Raw genomic sequence first — 19,852 nt, 5'->3', positions numbered from 1 at the left:
CGGCATGCGCTGAAATTCTAGCGGCGCGGCGCCCCCCGCCGCTCCGGATTTCAGCTGTTGTCTTCGGTCGGCGCGTCCGGGCCATTTTTCTTGATCGAATCGATCGCGTTCTGCGCGCTCGACTTGCTCGAATAGCCCTGGGTCGAGAACATCACTTCGGAATTGTACTTGAACCGGACGCGGAACTCGCCTGCGTTATCCTTGTAGATTTCGAACTTGTGGGCCATCGGCTTTCCCTCCTCAGTGTTAACCTGAGTTAGGAACGTGCCAGATCGAACCGCGCTTGGCTAGGCCGTTTGCCTTGATTTTGCGCCCTGAAACCGCGTCGGTGCATAGGCCGCCGGATCGATTCCTTGCGTCATTTCATCCGACCCCTGTCCCAGCGCAAGCTGCGCGCCCAGCCGGGCTGCGGCGGGCGCGGTCTGGATGCCGAACCCGCCCTGCCCTGCAAACCAGAAGAAGCCGCTGTCCGCCGGATCGGGGCCATAGACCGGAAGCCTGTCGGGCGCGAAGCTGCGCAAGCCGGCCCAGCGCCGCTCGACCGCAGCGATGCGCCAATCGGTCGCCTGCTCGAAGCGGTCGATCGCAACCGCGACATCCAGCTCTTCCGGCGCGACATCGCCCGGCTCTGCAGGAATCTCGTCATGCGGGCTCAGCCACAGTCGGCCTGCATCGGGCTTGAAATAGAAGTCGCCATTGATGTCGAGCACCAGCGGCAGATCGGCCGGTGCCTCGGGTGCGACCCGCAATTGCACCACTGTGCGGCGCAGGGGCTGGATGCCGAGCGGCGCAACCCCGGCGAGCCCGGCGATCCGGTCTGCCCAGGCCCCCGCAGCATTGACGATCCGCGCCGCCCGGAACTCTGCCCCGCTCTCGGCCGTGATGCGCCAGCCGTCCGATTCGCGCTGCAAATGGGCGACCTGCGCCCTGCAAGCCACCTCGACCCCGCTCCGGCGGGCCGCGGCGAGATAGTGCTGATGCAGCCCGGCCACGTCGATATCGGCGCAGGCAGGCTCGTAAATCGCGTCGCACCACGCCTCACGCATGGCCGGGACGTGGCGCACCAGCGCCTCACGCCCGAGCCGCTCGATCGTCACCCCGGTCCCGGCGAAGGTGGTGACGAAATCATCCATCGCGCGGCGATCCTCGGCCCGCCCGACATACAGCGCCCCGCGCGTCGTCAGAAAGCCATGGTCGCGCAGATAAAAGCCGGAAGCGAGCGTCAGCGGCACCACGCCGGGGCCGCCGTAACATTCTTCCCAGAACGCGGCCGAACGCCCGGTGGCATGGTAACCGGGCGCGTCCTCCGCCTCCAGCAGCAGCACGCGGGCATGGGGGGCGAGTTCGGCAGCGATGCTCGCCCCGGCCATTCCGGCGCCGACAACCGCGAAATCCCAGACTTCACCGCTCATGTCGGCGGAGCCACCCGGTCAAGGAAGTCTGCGACCGCCGCCATCGCGCGATCCCGTACCGGATCGACCTCACGCAGGATTTCGTGGTGCGCTTCCGGACCGAAGGCGACCAGCTCGCCCTGCGGCAAGCGGCTGGCTGCACGAACGGCGGCGGGGTGGCTCACCAGCTTGTCGGCACTGGTCGACAGGATCAGCACCGGCACCCTCACCGCTTCGAGCGCGCCGGCCTGCTCCAGACCGCGCGACGAGGCATAGGCGCGCTCCACCCAGCGCCAGCTGGCCGGGCCCATCACCAGTTCCGGCCGGTGATCGCGCCACCATTGTTCGTCGGCATAGCGGTCTGCATCATGCGTCAGGAGTTGGGCGCGCGCGGCCGGCATTTCGCCCGGCTTCTCGCTCCACTTCCATGCCTGGCGCATGGGATCGCCGACCACATTCATCAACCGCGCAACGCCATGCAGCAACGGCAACGGCAATGGCGGGCCATTGACCCCGATCATCGGCGCGCTCAGCACCACCGCATCGGGATCGACCCGCTGTTCCACGAGCGCGCGCAGCACCAGATGCCCGCCCATCGAATGTCCGGCAAGAACGTGCGGACCCGGCGTTTCGGCCACCCAGCTTTTCCACAAGTGCGCCAGATCATTGATCCAGACATCGAAATCCTCGACATGTCCGGTGACCGCATCCTTGCCGAGCCGTCCCGATCCCGCCTGTCCGCGCCAGTCGGCCGCCGTCACCCGCCAGCCGGCGCGGTGCCACTGCTCCAGCGTTTCGAGATATTTTTCGTAAGCGTCGCCGCGTCCGGGCAGGAACAGGATCGCCCCGCGCGCAGGATTGCCCGGCCCCGCACCAGTTCCGGGCCAGTCGATCCGGCGCAGTTCATGCCCGTCGGCAGCCTGCCAGATGGATTCGCGCGCTGCCGCAGGAATTGCGCGGCGGTCGATCGCTGCGGGTTCGCGAATGTCGTGAATCTGGAGCCTCCGAGCTTGGTTACTTTTTGGTAAGCAAACACCTGTAGCACTGCCTTCATGAAGACCCGCACGCAGATCGCGCAGGGCAGCTTCGGGGGCACTACAATGACAAGCACTATTCACTACGGGCTGCTGATTGCCTTGGCAATCGCGCTGGTCGTGGCCGCCTTCACCGACATCAGGCGTCGTCAGATCGACAACTGGCTGAATGCGGCGATTGCCCTGGGTGCGCCGCTGTTCTGGTGGTCGAGCGGATTGACGCTGTGGCCCGAAGTGGCGCTGCAACTGGGTGTGGCGCTGGCGGCTTTCGCGCTGCTGGCCGGACTGTTCGCGCTGAAGATGATGGGCGGCGGCGATGTGAAGCTGCTCACAGTGCTGGCCTTGTGGATTCGCCCTGACATTTTCGTGCATCTGCTGATCGTGATGGCGATCGCCGGCGGCGTGCTGACGATCGTGATGGGGGTCTGGCACATCATGCGCCGCCAGCGCGACCGGCTGGCCATTCCCTACGGCGTGGCGATCGCATTCGGCGGCCTCTGGGTGCTTTATTTCAACCTTTTTCCGGCTGCCGCAACAGCAGCTGCTGCGCAGTGAACCTGATTTTAACCAGTCAGGTCCTAAGCATCGAAACCATACCTGCCCGCTAACCAACCTAGGGCGATTACGAGGGGGCTATTTCAGCCATGGATAGGAAGAAACTGGTTCTGCTGATCGGCGCTCTGATCATTGCGATCGGAACGGCCTTCGCCGCACGGAGCATGTTCGCCGGAGGCGGAGCCCCCGCAGCCGAGGCTGCGTCTGTGCCAACCGGCCCACGCGTCTTGGTGTCCAAGCGCGCACTGACCGCGGGCACGATCATTACCGCCGATGCTCTGGGCTTTCAGCCCTGGCCGGAGGAGCTGGTCAAGGATGCTTACTTCATCGACGGCGAAGCCGACATGAACAAGCTGATCGGCACCGTGGTTCGCTTCCCGATCACCGCAGGTGAGCCGGTAACACAAGGCTCTCTGGTGGCTCCTGGCGATCGCGGGTTCCTTGCGGCTGCACTCGGCCCGGGCATGCGCGCTGTAACGGTGCCTGTGTCGGCGATGACCGGCGTCGCCGGCTTTGTCTTCCCGGGCGACCGCGTCGATCTGGTGCTGACCCAGACGGTCGACGGCGATAGCGGCCAGTCGCTGCGGGCGGCCGAAACCGTCATCCGCAACCTCCGCGTGCTCGCCACCGACCAGACGACCGAGACCGTCACCGACGAGAACGGCAAAACCGTGGTGAATGCGTTCCGCACCGTTACGCTCGAAGTGACGCCCAAGATCGCGGAGAAGGTCGCTGTCGCACAGACCATCGGTACGCTCAGCCTCGCGCTGCGCTCGCTGGCCGACAACGATGTCGAACTCGAACGTGCGATCGCCGCGGGCGATATCAAGATCCCCGAAAACGCCACGCCCGAGCAGGAAGAAAAGCTGCTGAAGGCTGCCATGGCGCGTCCGGTCGACAAGGGTGCGACCTTCGTGACCGGCGGCGACGTCTCGCGGTTCCAGCGCACCACCATGCCGCCGCAGGACAGCGGTCGTCAGAACTACACTCCTGCAGCGCCGGGTGTGTCGGCAAGCGTCGATAACCAGCCGGTCTACAAGGGTCCGAGCGTGCGGGTGACCCGCGGCAAGGCGACCGACGAAGTGCCGGTGAGTGCGAAAGCCGCTGTCGGCGGGATGGTGCGCGGCCAGGCCGATGGCATCAGCCGCGCCGGCAAGACCGTACCGGCTGCCAGCTCCACTCTGGTGTTCTGAGAGGGATAGACAATGGCTACGACCAATCCGTTCCGACCGCTTTCGACCAAAGCGGACACTGGCAAACCCGAGGGGAGCCGCAAAATGAAACTGAACCTCAAGGCCAAGCTGCTTCTGGCCGCCTTCGCAACCGCACCGCTCGCCGGTCTTCCGGTTGCCACCGCGACCGCCCAGCAGGTCGTCAAGCCCACGCAGGAAATCGTCCTGTCGATCGGGCGCGGCGAACTGGTGACGGTACCGGGCATGATGGCCGATGTGTTCGTCGCCAACGAAGAAGTGGCCGACGTGCAGATCAAGTCGCAGCGCCAGCTCTATGTCTTCGGACGGGCCGGGGGCGAGACCACGATCTACGCCAGCAATGACCGCGGCGATGTGATCTTCTCGGCCAATATCCGGGTCGGCTCGAACATCGGCAGTGTCGATCAGATGCTGGCGCTGGCCATGCCCGATGCCAAGATCAGCGTATCCACCATGGGGACCAGCACCGTCTTGCTGACCGGCACCGTTGGCGCACCCGAAGATGCCGCCGAGGCCGAACGCCTGGTGCAAGCCTTCATCGGTGAGGACGCCAATGTGATCAGCCGCCTGCGGACGGCAACCCCGCTGCAGGTCAATCTGAAGGTCACGATCGCCGAAGTCAGCCGCTCGCTGCTGCGCGAGATCGGTGGCAACCTCAGCACCTTCGATGGTTCGAGCGGCTTCCGCTTCGGCGTCGGCACCGGCCGCCCGATCGGCGGAGGAGCCTACCGCGTCGACGGCCCGCTCGGGGTCGGCAATCAGGTGGCGCAGGCAGCCTTCATCTTGCCCGATGGAACCGAGATCAAGGGTCCGGCGGTCAATTCGGCCGATGGCACCACGCTTTCGGGTCTGGGCAAGCTGTTCGGCATCGACATGCTCGGCGCGCTCGATCTGTCCGAACGTCTGGGTCTGGTCAACACGCTGACCGAGCCCAACCTGACCACGCTTTCGGGTGAAACCGCGACCTTCCTTGCAGGCGGCGAATTTCCGATCCCGATTGCGCAGGGTTTCGGTCAGGTAACGATCGAATTCCGCCAGTTCGGCGTCAGCCTTGCCTATACCCCGACGGTGCTGTCGAATGGCCGCATCTCGATGCGGGTTCGCCCTGAAGTTTCCGAGCTGGCGACCCAGGGGTCGATCACGCTCAACGGCTTTCAGGTGCCCGCACTGACTACCCGTCGGACTGAAACCACGGTCGAACTGGGTTCGGGCCAGAGCTTCATGATTGCCGGTCTGATGAGCGGCAATTCTCAGAACCTGCTCGACAAGGCGCCCGGTCTGGGTGACGTCCCGATCCTCGGCAACCTGTTCCGCAGCCGCGAATATCGCAGAGGCGAAACCGAACTGGTGATCGTCGTCACCCCTTATCTGGTGAAGCCGGTCGACGCCAAGGACATCAAGCTGCCGACTGACGGCTATCGTTCGGCCAACGAGCTGGAGCAGTTCCTTGGCTTCCAGGCCAGCGCCGGCGTGTCGGGCCAACAGCGCCCCGGCCCGATTTCCGCGCAACCCGATGCCCCGCAACCGCAGGTCAGCAATGCCGATCCGGCCGCGATCGTTCCGAATGCACCGGAAAAGCCGCGCCGCGCCGACAAGAAGAACCGTAAGGACGAACGCGAGGCCAATGCTGCGGCCCCGGGTTTCAGCCTCTAACGTGAGAAAGGTGAGTATGATGCCTGTTGCACGACCGAACACATTGTCGGCACGTACGGGGCCGGGACGTCTGGGCCGCGCGCCCGCCCTCGCCCTTGCGCTTACGCTTGGCCTGGGGCTGGCAGGTTGCGGCGGCATGCCGACCAATACCAGCCTCTACAGCGCCAAGCAGCCGGTGGTTGAGCGCGCCAACTTCACGCTCGACGTGAACACCAATGCCGCTGGCCTGCCGATTTCCGAACAGCAGCGTCTCAACGGCTGGTTCGAAACGATGGATCTTCGTTATGGTGATCGCATCGCGATCGAAAATCCGGGCCAGAACCCGGCCGTGACGAATGCCATCCGCGATCTTGCCGCGCGTTATGGTCTGATGATCAATGATGTCGCTCCGGCCACTGCCGGCATGATCCAGCCGGGTCAGGCGCGGGTGGTGATCACGCGATCGACAGCTTCGGTTCCGGGCTGCCCCGACTGGTCGGCCAATTCGGATATGAATTACGCCAATGGCACCAGCCCCAATTTCGGTTGCGCCAACAACAGCAACCTTGCCGCGATGATCGCCGATCCGCAGGATCTGCTCGAAGGCAAGAAGGGCACAGGTGAAACTGTCATCGCCACGTCGAACAAAGCCATCGCGACCTTCCGCGCAGCCGAACCGACCGGCGCTGCCGGTCTGATGGATGCAGGAGCCGGCGGTGGCGGCGGCGGCGGCGAAGGCGGCGGAGGAGGTAACTAAGTCATGAATGCTCCCTGGAAATCGGGTTTGCCCGGAAATCGTGATCCGTTTGCGGCTTATATCTGCGATGACAGTTCGCTCGACGTTCTGCGTCCGGTGGTGGTCGAGCTGGGCTGGCAACCGGAAAAGTGCAACAAGGGCGGACTGCGCAATGCTGTCCAGTCGCTGTCAGTCAGCGCCAGCCCGGCAATCCTGTTCGTCGACCTTTCGGAAAGCGGTGATCCGCTCAACGACATCAATGCCCTCGCCGAGGTGTGTGAACCCGGTACGGTGGTGATCGCGGTCGGGCAGGTCAACGACGTGCGGCTCTACCGCGATCTGCTGGCGAGCGGCATCCATGACTACCTGCTCAAGCCGCTTTCCGCGCAGCAGGTGCATGATGCAGTGAACCAGGCGCTGGCCGTGTTCATGGCGCCCAAGGGCGGCGATGCCGATGCCGCACGGCGTCACATTTCGACCGCTGTCGTGGGCACCCGCGGCGGGGTCGGCGCCTCGACGCTGGCGACTTCGCTGGCGTGGCTGTTCAGTGACCAGCACAAGTCGCCGACGGCACTGCTGGATCTCGACGTGCATTTCGGCACCGGCGCGCTGGCGCTCGATCTCGAACCGGGCCGCGGCCTGACCGACGCGATCGAGAATCCCAGCCGGATCGACCCGCTGTTCATCGAGCGCGCTATGGTGCGTGCGAATGACAATCTGTCGATCCTGTCTGCCGAGGCACCGATCAGCCAGCCGCTCATGACCGATGGCTCTGCCTTCGTGCAGCTGGAGGACGAATTCCGTCAGGCTTTCGAGATGACGGTGATCGACATGCCCCGGAACATGCTGATCAACTTCCCGCAGTTGATGGCGGACGTGAACCTGGTGCTGCTGACCTGCGAGCTAACCCTCGCCTCGGCGCGCGATACCATCCGGATCCTGTCGTGGCTGAAGACGAATGCAGCGCACGCCCATCCGATGATTGTCGCCAACAAGGTTCAACCGAGCCTTGCCGAGATCAGCAAGGCCGATTTCGAGGCATCGATCGAACGCAAGGTCGATTTCGTGGTGCCTTACGACATCAAGGCCGCCTCGAACGCAGCCAAGCTGGGTCAGGTGTTCGTAGATGCCAACCGCGCAAGCAAGGCGACAGTGGCGATCCGCCAGATTGCCGAGCGCATTGTCGGCGCCGACGTCGATGATCTTGCCGCTGGCGGGGAAGGCAAAAAGTCGCTGCTCAGCGGGTTCGATTTCAAGGCGCTGCTCGCCAAGAAATCGAAGGCCGAGCCCGAGACAGCCGGCTGACATCGCACCGTGCGGGGGAGCGGATGCAGCCGAGGCTGCCCACCGCCCCTCCCGCACGGACCGAAATCGTGAACGATCGCCGCATCTGCGCGGCGCAAGGCAGGAAGCAACCGCATGGACTTTCTCCAAACCCTGCTGATCACTCTGGTGATCTTCACCGTGCTGGTCGTCGGCTATCTGCTGGTTGCCGGTTCGGGCGCTGCGAAAGCGCAGAAGCGGCGGATGCAGTCGCTGCGGTACCGCCACTCGGAAAGCCTCGACGCCAAGGTCGATGCCCAGTTCAAGCGCGCCATCGCCGCCCGCAAGCCGAAGAGCTACCAGAAAGCCGGAGCCGGCTCGCGCATAGAGGCGCTGACAATCCGCCTCAGCCGCACCGGCAAGGGCTGGACTGTGTCGCAGTACATCTATTCTTCGGTCGGGCTCGCGCTGGCAATTGCAGTGATCATTTTCATCCAGAGCGGCGCGGTTTTGCTTTCGCTCGGGATCGGCGCAGCGGTGGGGGCGGGTTTTCCGCATCTCGTGGTCAATTACTTCATCAACAAGCGCACCAATGCGTTTGTCAGCAAGTTTCCCGACGGGCTTGAACTGCTGGTCCGCGGCCTGCGTTCGGGCCTGCCGGTAACCGAGACCTTGGGCGTGATCGCACAGGAAGTGCCCGGCCCGGTGGGGATCGAGTTCCGCGGGATCGTCGATCGCATCAAGGTCGGCAAGACCATGGAAGACGCATTGCAGGATGCCGGCGACCGGCTGGGCATCCCCGAATTCAACTTCTTCACCATCACTCTGGCGATCCAGCGGGAAACGGGCGGCAACCTTGCCGAAACCCTCTCGAACCTGGCGGACGTGCTGCGCAAGCGCGCGCAGATGAAGCTCAAGATCAAGGCGATGAGTTCCGAATCCAAGGCATCGGCATACATCGTCGGCTCGCTCCCGTTCATCGTGTTCGCGATGATCATGTGGGTGAACCCCGAATATCTGGGCGGGTTCTTCAGCGACGATCGCCTGATCGTGGCGGGCCTGGGCGGCCTTACGTGGATGAGCATCGGGGTCTTCATCATGGCCAAGATGGTCAATTTCGAAATCTGATCCGGGAACACAGCGATGCTTGACCAACCTAACGGCCCCATGCTGCTTGGTTTCGACGTGATCATGGTCGGGACCGTACTCGCCGGCCTTGCTGCCTTCGCCATGGTATTGGCGATCTATGCCGCAGTCACGATCCGCGATCCGATGGCCAAGCGCGTCAAAGTGCTGGAAGCCCGGCGTGAACAGCTGAAGGCGGGGATCGTCACCTCGGCCACGAAAAAGCGCACGCGCCTGCTCCGGCGCAGCAATTCGACTGATAAGGTCAAGGAAAACCTCAGCAAGTTCAATGTTCTGCAGGACAGCCAGATCAAGGCCATTCAGCAGAAGCTGGCGCATGCCGGTTATCGCAACAACGAGCTGGCCTACTTCATCATCGGTGCGCGTGCGATTCTGCCGCTGCTTCTGGGCGGCCTTGTGGGCTTTCTGGTTTACGGCATCGAATTCTGGCCCGACTGGGGTCCGATGACCAGGCTCTGCGTCTTTGCAGGCTCCATCTTCCTGTCCTACAAGGGGCCGGAAATCTACCTCGGCAACAAGGCTTCCAAGCGCACCAAGGAAATCCAGAAGGGCCTGCCCGATGCGCTCGATCTGCTGGTGATCTGCGCCGAGGCCGGTCTGACCGTCGATGCCGCCTTCAACCGCGTCGCCAAGGAACTGGGCCGTGCCTATCCTGAACTGGGCGACGAATTCGCGCTGACAGCAATCGAGCTGTCGTTCCTCAACGAACGCCGGCTGGCATTCAACAACCTCGCCTACCGCGTAAATCTCGAAGCGGTAAAGGGCGTGGTCACCACCATGGTCCAGACCGAGCGTTACGGGACCCCCTTGGCAAGCGCACTGCGCGTGCTGTCGGCCGAGTTCCGCAACGAACGTATGATGCGCGCCGAAGAGAAGGCCGCGCGCCTGCCGGCGATCATGACCGTGCCGTTGATTCTGTTCATCCTGCCAACGCTGTTCATCGTTATTCTCGGCCCGGCAGCCTGTTCCATCTCGGACGCACTGATGGGTGAAGGCGGCTTCGGCGGCGCAGCGGGCTAATGCAAATGGCGGCGGGTCGAACAGGCCCGCCGCCAATGCTTACCCGTTCGGCAGCTCGTCCCCGCCCTCCGCCAGCCGGCGCGCCCGCTCACGCAGGCCCGCCAGCACCCTGCGAACCGCATCGACCTCGTCCGGATCGAGCCCCGCCAGCAGATCGCGTTCAGTCGCCAGCGCCAGCGGCATGACCTCGGCATGGATTGATCGGCCCTCCTCTGTCAGAGCCAGCAGGTGCGATCGCCCGTCCACCGGATTGGCCACCCGCGCCACCAGCCCGCGTTCCTCCAGCACCTTGACCGCACGGTTCACGGCGACCTTGTCCATCAGGGTCGCCGCCGTCAGCGCCCGCTGCGTCATTGCTCCCCCGCCCGCCTCGGCCGTATCCCCCAGCATCGCCATCACGCGCCATTCGGGGATCTTGAGCGCAAATCGCCGGCGATACCGTTCGGAGATCAGATCGCTGACCGCATTGGAGGCGACCGATAGCTGATAGGGCAGGAACCCGGCGAGCCGCCCGGCCTTCTGACCCGCCCCCTGCCCCGGCCTCTCAACCGGCGACACCGAAGACGCAGCATCCTCATCATTCATAGGTGCGCTCGTCCCACCAAGGGTAGAAATCGGGCATATCGGCGCTGACCTTGCCGGGATACATCGGGCGGCGCTTATCCAGGAAGCTGGCGATCCCCTCCTGCGCGTCGGCTCCGCGCGACAGGCGGTAGATCGCGCGGCTATCGATCTTGTGCGCTTCCATGGGGTGATCCGCGCTCATCAGCCGCCACATCATCGCCCGCGTCATCGCCACCGAAATGGCCGAGGTGTTGTCGGCGATTTCGGTCGCCAGTGTGCGTGCGGCGATGAGCAGATCATCGGGCGCATGGACCGATCGCACCAGCCCGCCCGCCCTCGCTTCCTCGGCATCGAATATGCGGCCGGTGTAACACCACTCCAACGCCTGACTGATGCCGACGATGCGCGGCAGAAACCAGCTCGATGCCGCTTCGGGTACGATCCCGCGCCGCGCGAAGACGAAGCCATAGCGCGCGGTGCTGCTGGCAAGGCGGACGTCCATCGCCAGCTGCATCGTCGCGCCCACGCCGACCGCCACGCCGTTGCAGGCCGAGATCAGCGGCTTCTTGCTTTCGAACAGTCGCAGAGTGAGCAAACCGCCGCCGTCGCGGACGCGGGGATCGGACAGGTCTTCCACCTCATCCCCGCTCGCGAACACCTGCCCGCCATCCTCGGGCGTCAGATCGGCGCCCGCGCAAAAGGCGCGCTCGCCCGAACCGGTGAAGATCACGGCCCGGACCGCATCATCGGCGTCGAGATCGTCCATCGCCGCGATGATCTCAGCGCCCATGGTGCGGGTATAGGCGTTCATCTTCTCGGGCCGGTTCAGGGTGATCGTGGCGATCCCGCCGGACTTTTCCACGGTGATCTGGGTGTAGTCGGTCATGCTGGTTCTCTCTCCTGGGCGGGCTGTCTGGCCTGGCTGCCTGCGCCCTGTTGGTAAAGCATGTGACACTGTCCAGAACAGGAAAACAAGCCCGCGCGATGCGAGCCTATGGCCGCGTTGGCGGCGGTGCGCATCATGGGATGGTTCATCATCCTGTGTCGGTAAGTCAGCGCTGCGGGTAGCGGACAGGCCCCACCAATCCTGCTACAGCCGCGTGATGCAGCCGTCCTCGCCCTATCATCCCCCGGTCAAGCGCTCGGTCGCGATTGCGGGGCACAAGACCTCGATCAGCCTCGAACCGCTGTTCTGGGACATGCTGCGCGCCGAGGCCGAGGCCGAGGGCATCGCAGTGGCGGCGCTGGTGGGGCGGATCGATGCCGAGCGGATCAAGTCGCCCACCCCGCCCGGCCTCGCCAGCGCAATCAGGGTCTGGCTGGTGGCGAACCGCTGAGCGGGGCTACAACCCGCGCCAGATTTTGGCCGGTGCCGTTTCCTTCGCGCCAAGCCGCGCGGCTGTGCAGCGAGCCGGCCGGAAGGTCTTGGCGTAGCACAGGCGGATTTCCTCCAGCCACCCGCGCGCGTTGAGCTTCACCCCGATCGCGCTTTCGGGAATGCCGGGATTGGCATCGGCGAAGGCGGCGCGGATGCGGCCTGCTGTCAGCCCTTCCTCGCGGCTAATGCGGTCGTAATCGGGGATGCGCAGGGATTGCCACAGGATGCGCGTGACCTTGAGGTAATTGGAAGGTCGTTTGACCATGCAGCTGCCATGCTTAGCCCATTGCCGCGCGACGAGCCGCGCCGATGGCATCATGCACATCGCGCTGCGGATTTCAGCAGGTGTGAGGCTTGTCTTTGCGGCGCACCACTGCGGCCAGGTGCCGCCGCTTTCGGGCCACAGCCCGTGCACGACAAGCCCGAAGCTGCCATTGCTACCACTGCATTGCGCCGCGTGCGCACGGGCATCCTTGCGCGGCTTGCAGAACTCCGGCGACCAGCTGAGCGCGAGGGTGTAGCCCGTCACCGGCAGCGTCCGGCGCGGCCCGTCGGGTGCGACCTGCGGCACGCTGCGTACTGCCGGAGCGCGGCATTGATAGGCCTGAGCGAAGGCGGGAACCGGCGCGAGCGTCACCAGCGCCAGCGCGGTCCGCAGCAGGGCCGCTTTCATGGCGCTATTCGAACGTGGCTGGATCCATGCCGCCGGGCCCGTGTTCGAACCACGATTTCGCATCGGGCCGGAACAGCATCCAGACCGCAGCCACCTGCAGCACGGTCGCGATGACCGTGACGATGCTTGCAAACAGGTCCAGTTCGCCGAGCGAAAGCGGGACCATCAACGCCCCGATCACAGTCAGCACCGTCAGGATCCATTTCGCGACATTATTGGCCTTGCGCGAGATCAGGAACCACAACAGCAGCGAGATCCCATAGCCGAAGGCAGCCGAGCCGATGAAGAAGCCCGGCGTTGCCAGACCCAGTTCCGCGACGGCCGGGTCAGCCTGAAGCTGCTCCATGGTCGAATTATAGGCAATCGCGGTATTGACCAGACCGAGCGCGAGCCCGCCGAGGAAGAGCCGATCGAACATGGTGATGGAAGCCGGTCGCATGACAATCCCCCTTGTGCGCTTGGATACCTCGGCAAGCTAACACCTTGGGTGGACGAGTCTATTCGAAAATCTCCTCTACCGTCTCCTGCTGGCGCGCAAACCAGCGGCGCGCTGCCGGAATAAACAGGAGCGCGACGGCGAAAATATAGGCCAGCCTGGCCCCATAGCGGTACCAGATGTCGAGAGGGTTCATACCAATGGTCCGCTGCAGGCGAGCCATGTCGAATTGTGAAAGGACGGTCAGGGTTGCCCAGACGGTCATGATCGTGATGAGCCAGCGCGCAACCCTGCTGCCGAACAGCCAGATCGCGATCACGGGAATGCAGACGATTGTGAATCGTGCGGAAAAGAAGACGATGATCCAGTCCTCGCTCAGGGTTTGCCCCGCCAACTGCATCTGAAACCGGTGAAGCACTGCCAGCCTGTAAGCCAACTCCCATGCACCGGCCATCAGGAATATGGCGGCAAACAGATGGATCGGCCAAGGCCGCGGCCCCTTGCGCCATTTCATGCTGGCTTGAAATCCAGCCCGATATCCGCCGCAGGCGCGCTCTGAGTCAGCCGCCCGACCGAGATGTAGTCCACCCCGCTCGCCGCCCTCGCCGCAATCGTATCGAGGTTCACGCCTCCGCTCGCCTCGGTCGGCACGCGGCCTGCGACCAGCGCCACGGCTTCACGCAAGGTTGCAGGGGCCATATTATCGAGCAGCAGATGATGCGCGCCTGCTGCCAGTGCGGGTTCGATCTGGTCGATCCGGTCGACCTCGCAGATGATTTTCGCCACCCCGGCATCGCGCGCACGCCGCACCGCCTCGCCGACATTGCCGGCGACCGCGACGTGATTGTCCTTGATCATCGCCGCGTCCCACAGCCCCATCCGGTGGTTCTGCGCGCCGCCCATGCGGGTCGCGTATTTCTCGAGGAAACGCAGGCCGGGAATGGTCTTGCGGGTATCGAGCAAGGTGCAGGCGGGGTTGCCATCCGGCCCCCGCATCGCGGTGACATAGGCCTGCGTCAGCGTAGCGATGCCCGACAGGTGCTGGACAATATTGAGCGCGCTGCGCTCCGCCGTCAGCAGCGCGCGGGCCTTGCCTGCGATCCGCATCAGATCGGTGCCCGCCGCCACCTTGTCGCCATCATGGGCGAGGCTTTCGATGGTGCAGTCCGGATCGAGAGCCCGGAAGAACGCTTCGGCAAGCGGCAGGCCTGCCACCACAATGGCATCGCGGCTATCCATCACACCGGTAAAGCGTGCGTCCGCCGGAATCACGCTTTCGCTGGTCACATCGCGCCCGCCGCCGGGAAGCCCTTCACCGAGGTCTTCGGCAAGGGTTTCACGGACGAACTTGGCAAGGTCGAAGCCGGTTGATTCGAATGGCATTCCCACTCCCGTTCGTGCTGAGCCTGTCGAAGCGCTGCCTTCCTTCCATACCGAAGTGGAAAGTAAAGTGCAGCCCTTCGACAAGCTCAGGGCGAACGGAAGTTAGTGGACAAATCTTGCCACCACGTCGCGGTACGACCGGCTCACCTTCACCTCGGCTCCGCTTTCCAGCACCAGGAAGCATTCGCCGTTGGTGTGCGGCTTCACCTGCCGCACCAGATCGAGATTCACGATGGTGGAGCGGTGCACGCGCTGGAACTTGCGCGGGTCGAGCCGACGTTCGAGATCCTTCATCGTCTCGCGCAGCACCAGCGAATTGTCACCGGTGGAGATGATCATGTAATCGCCCGCGGCCTCGATATGCTCGATCGAATCCACCTCGACGCGGAAGATCTGGCCGCGATCCTTGATGTTGATCAGCTTTTCGAACCGGTCGGCGCTTTCGGTCGTTGTCGCGGTGGTCTCGACGAAATCGGCGGCACGTTCCGGCGCGATCTCGCTGAGCACGTCGAGCAGTTGTTCGGCGTCCTCGGCCGATTTCTTCTCGGCAAGACGCTGGCGCACGCGCTCGATGGTATCGGCCAACTTCTGTTCGTCGACCGGCTTCATCAGGTAATTGACGGCGTTCGCTTCGAACGCGCGGATCGCGTGTTCCTCGTAAGCGGTGACGAACACGAACAGGGGGGGTTCGATGTCCATCACGCCCTTGACCACGGAAAACCCGTCGAAACCGGGCATCTGGATGTCGAGGAAGACGAGATCGGGCTTCTCGGTCTTGATCTTGCGGATCGCCTCGCGGCCGTTGGCGCAGGTGTCGATGATCTCGACATCCTCATGCGGCTGAAGCCGCAGTTGCAGGCCCTGAATGGCGAGTTTCTCGTCATCGACGAGGATGGTTCTGATTGTCATGCGGGGGTTCCGAAGTTTCGTTGGGGGGGTTGCGGGGGGTTGAGGGGGATGACCTTTGCGGTTCCCCCCTCTGGCGCAGGCGTTGGGGCCGAAGCCGGGGGGGCCTGCAATTCGGGTTCGCTTGCGCGGGTGTAAGGGATTTCGATCAGCACGGTAAAACCGCCGCCGGGTTCGGAGCGGGTTTCGAACAGCTGGCTATCGCCGTAAGCCTGCATCAGCCGGTTGCGGATATTGGCGAGGCCGACGCCGGTCGAAACCGGCTGGCCCGGCGCATGACCGGCGCGCATTTCAGCGCGCAACCCGGCGGCGTCCATCCGGTCGAACAATAGCGGCTCGTCCACGCCCGGCCCGGTATCCTCCACCGTCAGCCGCAGCCGGTCTCCGATGACCCGCGCGGTGAGCGAGATACGCGCGCCTTCTTCCTGCGGGCTCACAGCATATTTGATCGCGTTTTCGACCAGCGGTTGCAGCAGCATCGAAGGCAATTGCGCACCGAGCGCCGCGTCGTCGATCTCGAAATGGGTACGCAGCCGCTCCTCGAACCGCATCCGCTCGATATCGAGATAGAGCTGCAGCGTCTCGATCTCCTGCGCCAGGGTCACCTGACTGCCCGGCTCACCGATCAGCGTGTGACGCAGGAAGCCCGATAGCCGCGTGAGCATCGCGTTGGCGGGCTCGGTCTGTTTCAGCAGCACCAGCGTGCTGATCGAGTTGAGCGTATTGAACAGGAAGTGCGGATTGAGCTGGTAACGCAGCATGGCGAGCTGCGCGGCGGTGGCCTGCGCCTCCAGCCGTTCGAGCCGGTCAGCCTGCCGCTCCACCGTGAGGAAGAAATTGATCGCGTAATACAGCGCGCTCCACCCAGCCAGCAGCGCCAGCGGGATGAAAGACAGGCCGATGAAACGCTGGGCAAACGTCGTCTCGCGGCTGCCCGCGTAATAGACGCCGTGGACCCAGGCGTCGATCGAGGCGTGCAGTATCACCGCCAGCATCAGCACCAGCGCGGTAAGGCCCCAGGTGACAAGCGGCTGTTGCTGGATCAGCTTGCGATAGATGACCGAGAGAATGAGACTGATCGAAAAGCCGGTAATGGTGGTGACCATGACCAGCGCAAGCAGATCGAGCGGCTGATCATTGGCGACAGCGACCACCGCGCGGAAGACGAATGCACCGCCCCACCCCGCCAGCTGGAGGTTCCAGAACGCCCGGTTCTTGCTGGCGAAGAACGGCGCCGGCTGGATCTGGAGCACTGCCATAACTTGCCCGTCTAGCCCATTTCCGCCTTTTCCGCACCGCAATTCGCATGGATGGTCGCTGGCCTGACACGGCTCGGCGCAGTGTTTACTCGGCTTGTGCGGTCTCGAGCCCCTTTGCCGGATCGATTTCGCGCGCGAAGTGCGTGCGCCAGTCGGCCCTGCCCTCGCTTGCCATCCGTTCGGCGACCAACGGCAGTTCGCCTTCGATGAATTCGGCGCGCTCGTCCCAGCCGTCGTGATCGCGGATCATCAGGATCCCGGCATCGTGGCGCGATCCCCAGCGGGTCATGAAGGTCACCGCCGCGGCCGGATCATACCCGGCATTGGCGAGCAGCCACGGCATCAGCCGGTCGGCCTCGCGTTCGGTACGGCGCACGTGGCGGCGGGTGCGCCGGTTGCGATCCAGCCATGCGTCGTGTTCGAGAAAGTTGTGCGCCAGTTCATGCGCGACTAGGGCCGCGAAAACATCCTCTTCGGGGTAGGCGAAGGCGGGGAAATCGATTCCGATGACCACGCGCGTACCGTCGGCAACCGCTTTGCCGCCGTCACCCATCAGTTCGAAACGGGTGGCGCAGACCTCGACCGGAGTGACCCGCGCCTCCTCGCCATCGGCAAAGCCGATCGCGATGCCGCCGTGTTCGGTCAGCATCGCTTCGATATGGTCATGCGCCCATACCAGCCGGTGCCAGTTCATCGCCGGAGTGGTGGTGGGCCATTGGTTTGGATCGAAACGCTCCAGCCTTACGATCTCGCGATTGCGTGCAAACGCGCCCGACAGCGCTGCGGGTGAGCCGCGCGCGGCGGTCTGCACCGCGAAATCGCCCATCAGGCCGAGTGCGGCGCGCGCAATTGCGGGCGCGCCATAGCTCGCCATGTCCTGCAATTGCAGACCGATCGACGGGACCACCCGCGGGCAAAAGCCGACATTCCCGCGTGCAAGGGTCCAGCCGATATCCTGCAAGCGTTGGTCGGCGTCCTGATAAACGCCGATCGCGGCACGTTCTGCTGCGGCATCAATCTTCGGCACATCGGTTGCTGCGGCAAGTGGTGCGGCCAGCGATGCTGCGATGCCCGCCGCTCCCCCCAGAGCCGAGCGCCAGCACCTAATCCGTCGCATCATCCCGCGTTGCCCGCGTCCAGCGCGGCCTTCAACGCGTCGTAACCCACCGCGCCGCCAATCGGCTTGCGCCCTGCGATCCAGGCCGGGGTGCCGCTGAAGCCGAGCGCACGCGCCAGTTCGAGGTTGTTGGCGATCTCGGCAGAGACTGCGTCCGACGCCGCATCGGCCTCGGCCCGGTTCATGTCCAGCCCTGCCTCCGCTGCGGCGGCGCGCACATCGCCGAGCCGGAACATCGCCTTGTGGAAGGCATCATACTTGCCCTGCAGGCCCGCCGCGAGCGCCATGCGCGAAGCGGCATCGCTGCCTTCGAAGATCGGCCATTCGCGGATCACCACTTTCAGGTCGGGATCCTCGGCCACCAGCCGGGTCACGTCCTTCAGACTAGCCTCGCAATAGGGGCAGTTATAGTCGGTAAACTCGACCAGCACCTTCGAGCCTTGCGGGTTGCCAAGCACCACGCCGGGGAACGGATCGAATACCTCGCCGCCCATGTCAGCCAGCCGCTTTTCGGCCTCCTGCGCCTCATAGGCTTCGACCATCTGCGGCAGCATGTCGGGATTGGCGAGCAGAAAGCTACGGGTGCGGTTGTCGGCGAGCCCGGCATAGGACCAGATCGCCGCGCCGAGAAAGCCGAACACCAGCGCGACAAGCGCAGTCAGCAGCGTGTTGCGCAAGGATGATGGGGGCATAGATTTTCCGTCAAGAGCAGGGGTAAGTTACCAGCCTAGCGCTCGTCGCGCAGACGTTCCAGTTCGGCGCGCGCTTCGAGCGCAACATCCTGTGCGCGAATCCAGTCGGGCGAGCCATAGGGCAGGTTCGCCTCGGCCGCCTGAGCGTTCTGCAGCGCTTCGGGATAGCGGCGGTTCATCACCAATTGTTCGGCGCTGGCGAGGCGCGCACGCGGAATGTCGCCCTGCGCCGCATAGACCACGCCGAGCTGGTACCAAGCAAAGGGATTATAGCGATCCCGCGCAACCGACGCACGCAGCACCCGCTCGGCCTCGGCGAAATTGGCCTCGTCCTCGGTGGCGATCAGTGCATGTCCGAAGACACCGGCGATCAGCGGATGGGCACGGCTGAGCGTGGTCGCGCGCCGTAGCGGATCGAGCGCCTCCATCGGCCGCCCTGATTCGAGCAGCACCTGCCCCTTCAGTTCGAGAAAATAGGGGTTCTCCGGCTCAAGCGCGAGCAAGGCATCGGCTTCCGCAAGTGCCAGATCGACCCGTGCGTCCTTGTGATAGGCATAGGCGCGGGCATAGCGCGCGGGCACGCTGGTATCGCTGGGCGGAAAATAGGTCAGCGTGCGGCGCGGCTCGGCCAGATAGCCGTAAAGCTTGGCCTTGGCGCGCAGGAAACGTTCCTGCAGCGCGGCATCGTCGGGCGTCTCCCACGCCGCGTCTTCTTCCAGCAGCAGGCGCAGCGTCTGCACACGGTCACCCGAAAGCGGGTGCGTGCGCATATAAGCCGCATCATCGGCCTGGCTGTAGCCGCGACGAATCTCGAAATTGCGCAGCTTCTCGAAGAAGCTGATCATCCCGCGGCCAGAAATCCCCGCGCCCGAAAGATAGCGCGCACCCGCGAGATCGGTCGAAGCTTCCTGATTGCGATTGAAGGAGAGGAAGCTGCCGAGCGCGGCTTGCTGGCCCGCCATCATCGCCCCCATCGCCGCGTCGCCGGCACCGGCCAGCGCCGCACCGACGCCGATCAGCAGCGACAGAATGGAGATGCCGTTGGCGGCCTTGGTCCGCTCCTCAAAGCGCACCACGTGGCCTGCCGTGATGTGGCCCAATTCATGCGCGAGAACGCCTTGAACCTCGTTGGCAGTATCGGCGGCATTAAGCAGACCGGCATGGACGTAGATCGCCTGCCCACCTGCGACGAAGGCGTTGATCGACCCGTCGTTGATCAGCACCAGTTCGACATTGCCCGGTTCCAACTCGCTCGCCTCGACCAGCGGAGCGACCATGTCGTTCAGCAGCGCTTCGGTCTCGGCATCGCGCAGGATCGATTGCGCCGCCACAGGCTGCACAGCAGCAGCTACGCAGGCGAACAGCGCGAGAGTTTTGGCGAACAGGGAGCGGGAGGAGCGCATTGTGTGCGACCCTACCGCGATTCCGCCTGAACTCAAACTGAAGCAAGCGTTGG

General features: G+C 64.2%; 22 protein-coding genes. 8 read left to right on the top strand and 14 right to left on the bottom strand.

The genetic code is table 11. The features are described 5' to 3' along the window. Positions 1-50: 50 nt before the first annotated feature. The 3 genes from Q0L48_RS04375 to Q0L48_RS04365 are packed head-to-tail and all read right to left on the bottom strand — an operon-like array spanning position 51 to position 2,359. On the bottom strand, positions 51-227 hold the full coding sequence (locus Q0L48_RS04375; RefSeq protein WP_082337232.1) for a YegP family protein: 177 nt from the start codon (positions 225-227) through the stop codon (positions 51-53). Positions 228-287: 60 nt separating this feature from the next. Further along, the gene (locus Q0L48_RS04370; RefSeq protein ID WP_296717697.1) at positions 288-1,412 is read right to left on the bottom strand and encodes an FAD-binding oxidoreductase; all 1,125 of its coding nucleotides are present in this window, start codon (positions 1,410-1,412) and stop codon (positions 288-290) included. Then, positions 1,409-2,359, bottom strand: a complete 951-nt coding sequence (locus Q0L48_RS04365) for an alpha/beta hydrolase (RefSeq protein ID WP_296717915.1) — start codon at positions 2,357-2,359, stop codon at positions 1,409-1,411. Before Q0L48_RS04365 ends, Q0L48_RS04370 begins: the two co-directional genes overlap by 4 nt. A 132-nt stretch (positions 2,360-2,491) precedes the next feature. Between Q0L48_RS04365 and Q0L48_RS04360 the strand changes: the two genes are divergently transcribed. The 7 genes from Q0L48_RS04360 to Q0L48_RS04330 all read left to right on the top strand — a co-directional run bounded on the left by Q0L48_RS04360 (position 2,492) and on the right by Q0L48_RS04330 (position 9,988). Further along, positions 2,492-2,980, top strand: coding sequence for a prepilin peptidase (locus Q0L48_RS04360; RefSeq protein ID WP_296717695.1), 489 nt, complete (start codon positions 2,492-2,494; stop codon positions 2,978-2,980). An 89-nt stretch (positions 2,981-3,069) separates the two neighbouring features. After that, positions 3,070-4,173 carry a Flp pilus assembly protein CpaB gene (gene cpaB / locus Q0L48_RS04355; protein WP_296717691.1) on the top strand — a complete coding sequence of 368 codons (1,104 nt, stop codon included), beginning with the start codon at positions 3,070-3,072 and terminating at the stop codon, positions 4,171-4,173. An 84-nt stretch (positions 4,174-4,257) separates the two neighbouring features. Next, a complete protein-coding gene (locus Q0L48_RS04350) occupies positions 4,258-5,844 on the top strand; it encodes a type II and III secretion system protein family protein (RefSeq protein ID WP_296717689.1) in 1,587 nt (528 codons plus the stop codon). Between the two features lie 19 nt (positions 5,845-5,863). Beyond that, the gene (locus tag Q0L48_RS04345; protein ID WP_296717687.1) at positions 5,864-6,580 is read left to right on the top strand and encodes a CpaD family pilus assembly protein; all 717 of its coding nucleotides are present in this window, start codon (positions 5,864-5,866) and stop codon (positions 6,578-6,580) included. A 3-nt stretch (positions 6,581-6,583) separates the two neighbouring features. Then, positions 6,584-7,864 (top strand): pilus assembly protein CpaE, encoded by a 1,281-nt coding sequence (locus Q0L48_RS04340; protein WP_296717685.1) that lies wholly within the window; start codon positions 6,584-6,586, stop codon positions 7,862-7,864. Positions 7,865-7,978: 114 nt separating this feature from the next. Then, the gene (locus tag Q0L48_RS04335; RefSeq protein WP_296717683.1) at positions 7,979-8,950 is read left to right on the top strand and encodes a type II secretion system F family protein; all 972 of its coding nucleotides are present in this window, start codon (positions 7,979-7,981) and stop codon (positions 8,948-8,950) included. A gap of 15 nt (positions 8,951-8,965) precedes the next feature. Further along, a complete protein-coding gene (locus Q0L48_RS04330; protein WP_296717680.1) occupies positions 8,966-9,988 on the top strand; it encodes a type II secretion system F family protein in 1,023 nt (340 codons plus the stop codon). Between the two features lie 39 nt (positions 9,989-10,027). Here Q0L48_RS04330 and Q0L48_RS04325 read toward each other — a convergent pair whose 3' ends face one another. Continuing rightward, a complete protein-coding gene (locus Q0L48_RS04325; RefSeq protein ID WP_296717677.1) occupies positions 10,028-10,573 on the bottom strand; it encodes a MarR family winged helix-turn-helix transcriptional regulator in 546 nt (181 codons plus the stop codon). After that, a complete protein-coding gene (locus Q0L48_RS04320; protein WP_296717674.1) occupies positions 10,566-11,438 on the bottom strand; it encodes a crotonase/enoyl-CoA hydratase family protein in 873 nt (290 codons plus the stop codon). Before Q0L48_RS04320 ends, Q0L48_RS04325 begins: the two co-directional genes overlap by 8 nt. A 217-nt stretch (positions 11,439-11,655) precedes the next feature. On the opposite strand from Q0L48_RS04320, the gene Q0L48_RS04315 reads away from it, so the two are divergent. Beyond that, on the top strand, positions 11,656-11,889 hold the full coding sequence (locus Q0L48_RS04315) for a ribbon-helix-helix domain-containing protein (RefSeq protein ID WP_296717671.1): 234 nt from the start codon (positions 11,656-11,658) through the stop codon (positions 11,887-11,889). A 6-nt stretch (positions 11,890-11,895) separates the two neighbouring features. On the opposite strand, the gene Q0L48_RS04310 is transcribed toward Q0L48_RS04315, so the two are convergent. The 9 genes from Q0L48_RS04310 to Q0L48_RS04270 form a co-directional block, all read right to left on the bottom strand. Further along, a complete protein-coding gene (locus tag Q0L48_RS04310) occupies positions 11,896-12,603 on the bottom strand; it encodes a ribonuclease T (protein ID WP_296717668.1) in 708 nt (235 codons plus the stop codon). 4 nt (positions 12,604-12,607) lie between these two features. Continuing rightward, the gene (locus Q0L48_RS04305; RefSeq protein WP_296717666.1) at positions 12,608-13,042 is read right to left on the bottom strand and encodes a hypothetical protein; all 435 of its coding nucleotides are present in this window, start codon (positions 13,040-13,042) and stop codon (positions 12,608-12,610) included. A gap of 58 nt (positions 13,043-13,100) precedes the next feature. After that, on the bottom strand, positions 13,101-13,553 hold the full coding sequence (locus Q0L48_RS04300) for a hypothetical protein (RefSeq protein ID WP_296717662.1): 453 nt from the start codon (positions 13,551-13,553) through the stop codon (positions 13,101-13,103). Further along, entirely contained in the window at positions 13,550-14,422 is an 873-nt protein-coding gene (gene nadC, locus Q0L48_RS04295) for a carboxylating nicotinate-nucleotide diphosphorylase (RefSeq protein WP_296717658.1), read from the bottom strand. Before nadC ends, Q0L48_RS04300 begins: the two co-directional genes overlap by 4 nt. 102 nt (positions 14,423-14,524) lie before the next feature. After that, positions 14,525-15,331: a LytTR family DNA-binding domain-containing protein gene (locus Q0L48_RS04290; RefSeq protein ID WP_296717655.1), complete on the bottom strand. Its 807-nt coding sequence runs from the start codon at positions 15,329-15,331 to the stop codon at positions 14,525-14,527. Beyond that, positions 15,328-16,587 (bottom strand): sensor histidine kinase, encoded by a 1,260-nt coding sequence (locus Q0L48_RS04285; protein ID WP_296717652.1) that lies wholly within the window; start codon positions 16,585-16,587, stop codon positions 15,328-15,330. The genes Q0L48_RS04290 and Q0L48_RS04285 overlap by 4 nt, the downstream gene beginning before the upstream one ends. An 85-nt stretch (positions 16,588-16,672) precedes the next feature. Further along, positions 16,673-17,707, bottom strand: coding sequence for a hypothetical protein (locus Q0L48_RS04280; RefSeq protein WP_296717649.1), 1,035 nt, complete (start codon positions 17,705-17,707; stop codon positions 16,673-16,675). Continuing rightward, the gene (locus Q0L48_RS04275; RefSeq protein ID WP_296717644.1) at positions 17,704-18,396 is read right to left on the bottom strand and encodes a DsbA family protein; all 693 of its coding nucleotides are present in this window, start codon (positions 18,394-18,396) and stop codon (positions 17,704-17,706) included. The genes Q0L48_RS04280 and Q0L48_RS04275 overlap by 4 nt, the downstream gene beginning before the upstream one ends. 35 nt (positions 18,397-18,431) lie before the next feature. Beyond that, positions 18,432-19,799, bottom strand: coding sequence for a M48 family metalloprotease (locus Q0L48_RS04270; protein WP_296717641.1), 1,368 nt, complete (start codon positions 19,797-19,799; stop codon positions 18,432-18,434). Positions 19,800-19,852 lie beyond the last annotated feature (53 nt).

Origin of the sequence: Erythrobacter sp. (genome assembly GCF_024305245.1) — a bacterium.
Classification (GTDB): domain Bacteria; phylum Pseudomonadota; class Alphaproteobacteria; order Sphingomonadales; family Sphingomonadaceae; genus Erythrobacter.
Note: the sequence above shows the minus strand (reverse complement) of the source record. Positions and strands in the feature narration are given on the sequence as shown.